The 4,786-nt window shown below is 42.1% G+C and carries 8 protein-coding genes; 3 read left to right on the forward strand and 5 right to left on the reverse strand.

Annotated features, from left to right (window positions below; translation table 11 throughout):
* Positions 1-111: 111 nt before the first annotated feature.
* From PI95_RS34545 to PI95_RS34555, 4 genes are all read right to left on the reverse strand, one after another.
* Positions 112-786 carry a rhomboid family intramembrane serine protease gene (locus PI95_RS34545; RefSeq protein ID WP_039753527.1) on the reverse strand — a complete coding sequence of 225 codons (675 nt, stop codon included), beginning with the start codon at positions 784-786 and terminating at the stop codon, positions 112-114.
* A gap of 226 nt (positions 787-1,012) precedes the next feature.
* Positions 1,013-1,735, reverse strand: coding sequence for a rhomboid family intramembrane serine protease (locus PI95_RS34550; protein WP_039753528.1), 723 nt, complete (start codon positions 1,733-1,735; stop codon positions 1,013-1,015).
* A gap of 140 nt (positions 1,736-1,875) precedes the next feature.
* On the reverse strand, positions 1,876-2,001 hold the full coding sequence (locus PI95_RS37380; RefSeq protein WP_336507660.1) for an SDR family oxidoreductase: 126 nt from the start codon (positions 1,999-2,001) through the stop codon (positions 1,876-1,878).
* Between the two features lie 119 nt (positions 2,002-2,120).
* Entirely contained in the window at positions 2,121-2,645 is a 525-nt protein-coding gene (locus PI95_RS34555) for an SDR family NAD(P)-dependent oxidoreductase (RefSeq protein WP_336507661.1), read from the reverse strand.
* A 172-nt stretch (positions 2,646-2,817) separates the two neighbouring features.
* Between PI95_RS34555 and PI95_RS34560 the strand changes: the two genes are divergently transcribed.
* Entirely contained in the window at positions 2,818-3,435 is a 618-nt protein-coding gene (locus PI95_RS34560) for a tetratricopeptide repeat protein (RefSeq protein WP_039754211.1), read from the forward strand.
* Positions 3,436-3,582: 147 nt separating this feature from the next.
* Here PI95_RS34560 and PI95_RS34565 read toward each other — a convergent pair whose 3' ends face one another.
* The gene (locus tag PI95_RS34565) at positions 3,583-3,807 is read right to left on the reverse strand and encodes a hypothetical protein (RefSeq protein ID WP_201280730.1); all 225 of its coding nucleotides are present in this window, start codon (positions 3,805-3,807) and stop codon (positions 3,583-3,585) included.
* Positions 3,808-4,212: 405 nt separating this feature from the next.
* Here PI95_RS34565 and PI95_RS34570 point away from each other — a divergent pair, with 405 nt between their 5' ends.
* Entirely contained in the window at positions 4,213-4,434 is a 222-nt protein-coding gene (locus PI95_RS34570; RefSeq protein ID WP_236117329.1) for a hypothetical protein, read from the forward strand.
* A 99-nt stretch (positions 4,435-4,533) separates the two neighbouring features.
* Positions 4,534-4,674: a hypothetical protein gene (locus tag PI95_RS34575; RefSeq protein WP_163519468.1), complete on the forward strand. Its 141-nt coding sequence runs from the start codon at positions 4,534-4,536 to the stop codon at positions 4,672-4,674.
* Positions 4,675-4,786 lie beyond the last annotated feature (112 nt).

A 4,786-nucleotide genomic window follows, 5' to 3' on the forward strand; every position in this document is an offset into this window, starting at 1 on the left:
GAGCTCCTCCACCCCCGCACAGAAGTGTCCTCCCCTTGTCCACGGACACGTTCTGAGCTCCTCCACCCCCGCACAGAAGTGTCCTCCCCTTGTCCCCCACTCCCCTTTCCTCTACTCACTTTGCCTAAATAAGCCAAACACAGGACCGAGAATTATCCCGAAGACAAAGCCGCCGATGTGTGCCCAGTAAGCAACTCCGCCTGATTCTACACTCATGTTGGCGGCTTGTTGCAGGCTGGCTAGACCAGATATAATATTCTGGACAAAGAAAAGCCCGATGATTACCAGCGCGGGAACTCTGATGGTGGTGACGAAAAATCCTAAGAAAATTAAGGTGACAACTCTCACATGGGCAAAGCGGATAATGTACGCACCTAAAATTCCGGCGATCGCACCACTTGCCCCCAAAGATGGAATTTGCGAATTTACGCCGACAAACCACTGGCACATAGCAGCTAAAGCACCGCACGCCAAATAAAAAATTATATATTTGAAATGACCCAAACGGTCTTCAATATTGTTGCCAAAAACCCAGAGATACACCATATTCGAGATTAAATGCCACCAGCCACCGTGTAAAAATTGTGACGTAAATAAGGTTGTCCATTCTCCGGCAAAGTTGGTGGTTAACTCTTGTGGTATCACCGCATACATCTCTAAAAATGGCTCTAATGCTTGTCCTGACAGACTGATTTCATGAAGAAAAACTAAAATGTTCATCCCAATCAACCCGTAGGTTAAATACGGGGTGATTCGCGTCGGGTTTTCGTCGTAAAGGGGAAACACAGATGTTTTTCCTTATTATTGATTAATTGCAATATATCCTGTTTGTCTTGCCGTTGTTAAAGGGTGCGAAATTTCACTGGCTGGTAAGTGGGTTAGTATAAAAATGAAAGTTTGTAGTCAGCGCTTCAGCGCGCTTTGCGCTAACTACGAGTAAAGTTGATGCTGAGAAAGCAAATCAATATTTAATCAGACGTTGCGTCTTGATCGTCTCTAATGTGCCTTTATTTCACTGTCTGTACAAATAATCGTCGTTGGATTTATCGCTAAACAAACCTAACACAGGACCGAGAATTGCTCCAAACACAAAACCGCCGGCGTGTGCCCAATAAGCAATTCCGCCGTTTTCCATACCGATGTTAGCCGGTGTTTCTAAACTTGCGACTCCGTAGAAAGCTTGTTGGAGAAACCAAAATCCGAGAAAGAAATAAGCGGGAACGCGGAAGGTAGGAAAGAAAAAGCCTAGGGGAACTACACCGAGAATTTCCGCTTGGGGAAAGCGGAGAATGTATGCACCCAGAACGCCGGCGATCGCTCCACTCGCACCCAAAGATGGAATACTAGAATTTTGTGAAAAGTACCACTGGCTTAACCCTGCCAAAACACCGCAAGATATATAGAAAAGCAAATATTTGAAATGCCCCAACTTATCTTCAATGTTGTTGCCAAAAATCCAGAGAAACAACATATTACCGCCCAAGTGCAACAAACCACCGTGGAGAAATTGGGAAGTAATCAAGGTTGCCCACTCTGGAACTGGTTGATTTAGGGGAATTCCAGAAAAACTGGCGCTTAGTTCTCGCGGTACTATAGCTGCCAAATGTAAAAATCCATTTAATGCTTGGGGAGGAAGACTTGATTCATAAAGAAAAGCAAGGACGTTGGCAGCAATCAGCCCATAAGTGACATAAGGCGTGATTGTTATCGGATTATTATCTCTAATTGGAACCACAAGCTTTTTTACTCATTTTTGAGAAACTAGCCTCACAATACAGAATTTTTTGCCTAGTTTCTTCTAGCCAGTGGGCAGATTTTAGATATTAAGTAGTGAATTTTGCTCAGAATGCCTAGATGATGAGAGCAAATTTAGACTTAAAAACCGAAAGCTAAAAATCCGCCGTCTACTGCGATACATTGACCGGTGATAAAAGATGCCATTGGCATAGAAAGAAACGCCACAATACTTGCAACTTCTTCTGGTTTACCCACACGTCCCATAGGTGTTTGGGATAAAACTAAGTCGAGAAAATCATGGGTTCACGAGTACAGATTTAGTTAGAGGCGTATAAATAGCCCAAGGTGCTACACTATTAACTCTAATGCGATCTTGTGCCCATTCAACTGAAGCGCGATCGCGTTAGTTGATTAATAGCTGCTTTAGTCATACCATAAGGCGCACCCGTGCGGTTAGAAACCAAACCCGCGACAGAACTCATATTAACAATGCTGCTGTTTTGCCCATTTTTGAGGAGAGGGTAAAATAGTCGGCACATCTCAAAAATTGAAGTCAAGTTTGTCTGAAGGATCAACTCATATTCAGCTATCGTGTACTCTGCGACTTTTTTACTAATATTTGTTGCCACATTATTGACTAATATGTCTAATTTATGCATGGTTTTGTCTACCTGCTCAAAGATAGCTTGACGACCATCAGAGTCAGCGACATCTGCGGTAATAGCATAAGCAGGTAATCCCGCTTGTTGCCAAATACTCAATTGTTGATTTATATCAAGAGAATTTCGAGCCACAATCGTGACTTCTGCACCTAAAGATAAGAACTCAGTGGCAACAGCTAGTCCAATACCTTTGGTAGCACCTGTAACCAGTGCTTTCTTTCCTTTGAGTGTCCAACGATCGCTCATTTGTGATTACTGATAATTTCCAATTTTCCGGCTATCTATTAATTAAGGAGTTTATCTTGCTCTGGCAGGGAAGCAAGCACTTTTAGAATTATTACATTGACACGTTTTCTGTGAAAACTGAAAAAATATAAAATAAATTCATATGAGTCAGGGCGATCGCACTAACAAACAAATGTTTTTTTCAAATTCTCTCGAAAATCAACTTAAACGCTGGAACGATATCATCCAAAATCAACCCAAAGATCCAAAAGCTTACATTCAACGAGGCATGGTCAATTTTAAGCTTGCCAAAATTGATGAGTCAATTCAATATTTTAATATGGCAGAGCAACTCGATCCACGTTTGAAGCCGTATTTGTGGCAACGTGGGTTATCTTATTATTATGCAGAAAGATTTGCTCTTGGCGCTCAACAATTTGAAATAGACTTGACGGTGAACGCCCAAGATGTTGAAGAAACAGTATGGCGATATCTCTGCATTGCAAGGCTTGCGGGTGTGGCAGAGGCACGCAATTCTCTATTAATGGTGAAAAATGACCCGCGACGGGTAATGCGATGCGTTTATGATTTGTATGCGGGAAATTCTACGCCAGATAATATTTTAAGTGTTGGTGAGTTAGAAGGCGATCGCGGCAAGTTTTACAGTCATCTTTATCTAGGATTGTATTACGAGGCTGAGAATGATGTGGAAATGGCTTTCAAATATATAGTTAAAGCTGCCGGCAAATACAAAATTGATGATTATATGTGGCATCTAGCGCAAGTACACAAAACTTTACGCGGATGGTGATAGGAAGTTTTGAATGCAGATGTGTTATTTCTCGATTTACAGCCATTTTCAGATGTATAGACCACAGTAGAGACGTTCCGGTGGAACGTCTCCTGTGAGAGTTGTGTAGTAGTCCGTAGTGCGTTACTAAGTTAACGCACCCTACATCTATTGCACCATAATGTTTCGGATTAAGATACTCACAACCTCGCCTGAGTTGGGGGTGCGTGCAAGTGGACTCCAATCACCAACATCTGCATAGCCAATAACTTGTAAGTAGTGAATTGTGCTTATTACAGCTTTTTGAGAACCAATCAAAAGATGTTTGAGCGATTCTCGGTTCTGGGGTTTGGGAGTCAGAAAGACTTGGTACAGGCGTATTTCGCTCGTCACCAGATAAAAAGCTTTGAGTTAAAGAACAATTTGCGTTTGTATCCGATGTAATTATTGTTGCTTGCTGGGCGACATATTGTTCAAACTCAAATTGAGCAACCGCTTGCTCGTCCGGAGTAAGCGCACTTAATTGTGTCCTGGTATGTTATTTGTATCCCGTGTTTAGGGTTTACGCATGAAGGCGATGCGGAAGCCGCCACTTCGCGATCGCATTCTGATTGGCGTTAGAGCGATCGCCAAAGTTATATCTTCAATCGATACGTTGACGGTTTATAGTGTCAACGTATTAAAATAGTATTAATAGGAAAGAAGCAAATTTTGTCTTGATGTGTTGGCGTATCAACACAGCAAGAGGTACAGTCGTCGCGTAAATTAGGTTTAGGACAAAAACTGTATGGTTCCCAAATGCCTAAATATGTTGACCTTTCCCGTTACTGGACAGAAGACAAAAATTTATCTATTCAAAGAGCGAAGGAGATGACAGGGTTAGATAAAAGAACTTTGTCATCTGCCAAAAAAGGACAACTTGAGCGTGGGCAGTTTGAGACTCTTTTTAAACTTAGAGATTTAGCTTCTGAGTTAGCTGGTAAACCATTAACGCTGGAGGAGATTTTTAAAGATGATTGAACCTAAAAGTATGCTAAACTCCTAGGAGAGATTGAGTTATGCTTAATTTCTTGGTTTAACCCACCTTTAAACAGAACTGAAGTTAAAGGCAAAGGGTATATGAAAGTCAGAAAAGTTATAGAACTAGAGGTTCCGGGGCTGGGCGATCGCGTGCGTCAAGCAAGAATTGCTGACAATCGTTCGCACAGCAGAGATTTGCCGTCAGATACCTATGACTACGATGAATCCCCACATGAATGATAAGGCGATCGCCCCTGGGCTGAACCTGGACAAAAATGGACAGCCTTGTTTACTAGATCCTCAACACCCCACGACATTTTCGGATGAAGGCTGTCCATTTTTGTCTATTGTT

The organism is Hassallia byssoidea VB512170 (assembly GCF_000817785.2).
Taxonomy (GTDB): domain Bacteria; phylum Cyanobacteriota; class Cyanobacteriia; order Cyanobacteriales; family Nostocaceae; genus Hassallia; species Hassallia carrinoi.

What these genes read in the sequence shown, in the direction of transcription:
- PI95_RS34570 (WP_236117329.1), top strand. Translation starts at nt 4,213, where the DNA reads ATGCCTAAATATGTTGACCTTTCCCGTTACTGGACAGAAGACAAAAAT.
- PI95_RS34560 (WP_039754211.1), top strand. Translation starts at nt 2,818, where the DNA reads ATGTTTTTTTCAAATTCTCTCGAAAATCAACTTAAACGCTGGAACGAT.
- PI95_RS34555 (WP_336507661.1), bottom strand. Translation starts at nt 2,645, where the DNA reads ATGAGCGATCGTTGGACACTCAAAGGAAAGAAAGCACTGGTTACAGGT.
- PI95_RS34575 (WP_163519468.1), top strand. Translation starts at nt 4,534, where the DNA reads ATGAAAGTCAGAAAAGTTATAGAACTAGAGGTTCCGGGGCTGGGCGAT.
- PI95_RS37380 (WP_336507660.1), bottom strand. Translation starts at nt 2,001, where the DNA reads ATGGGACGTGTGGGTAAACCAGAAGAAGTTGCAAGTATTGTGGCGTTT.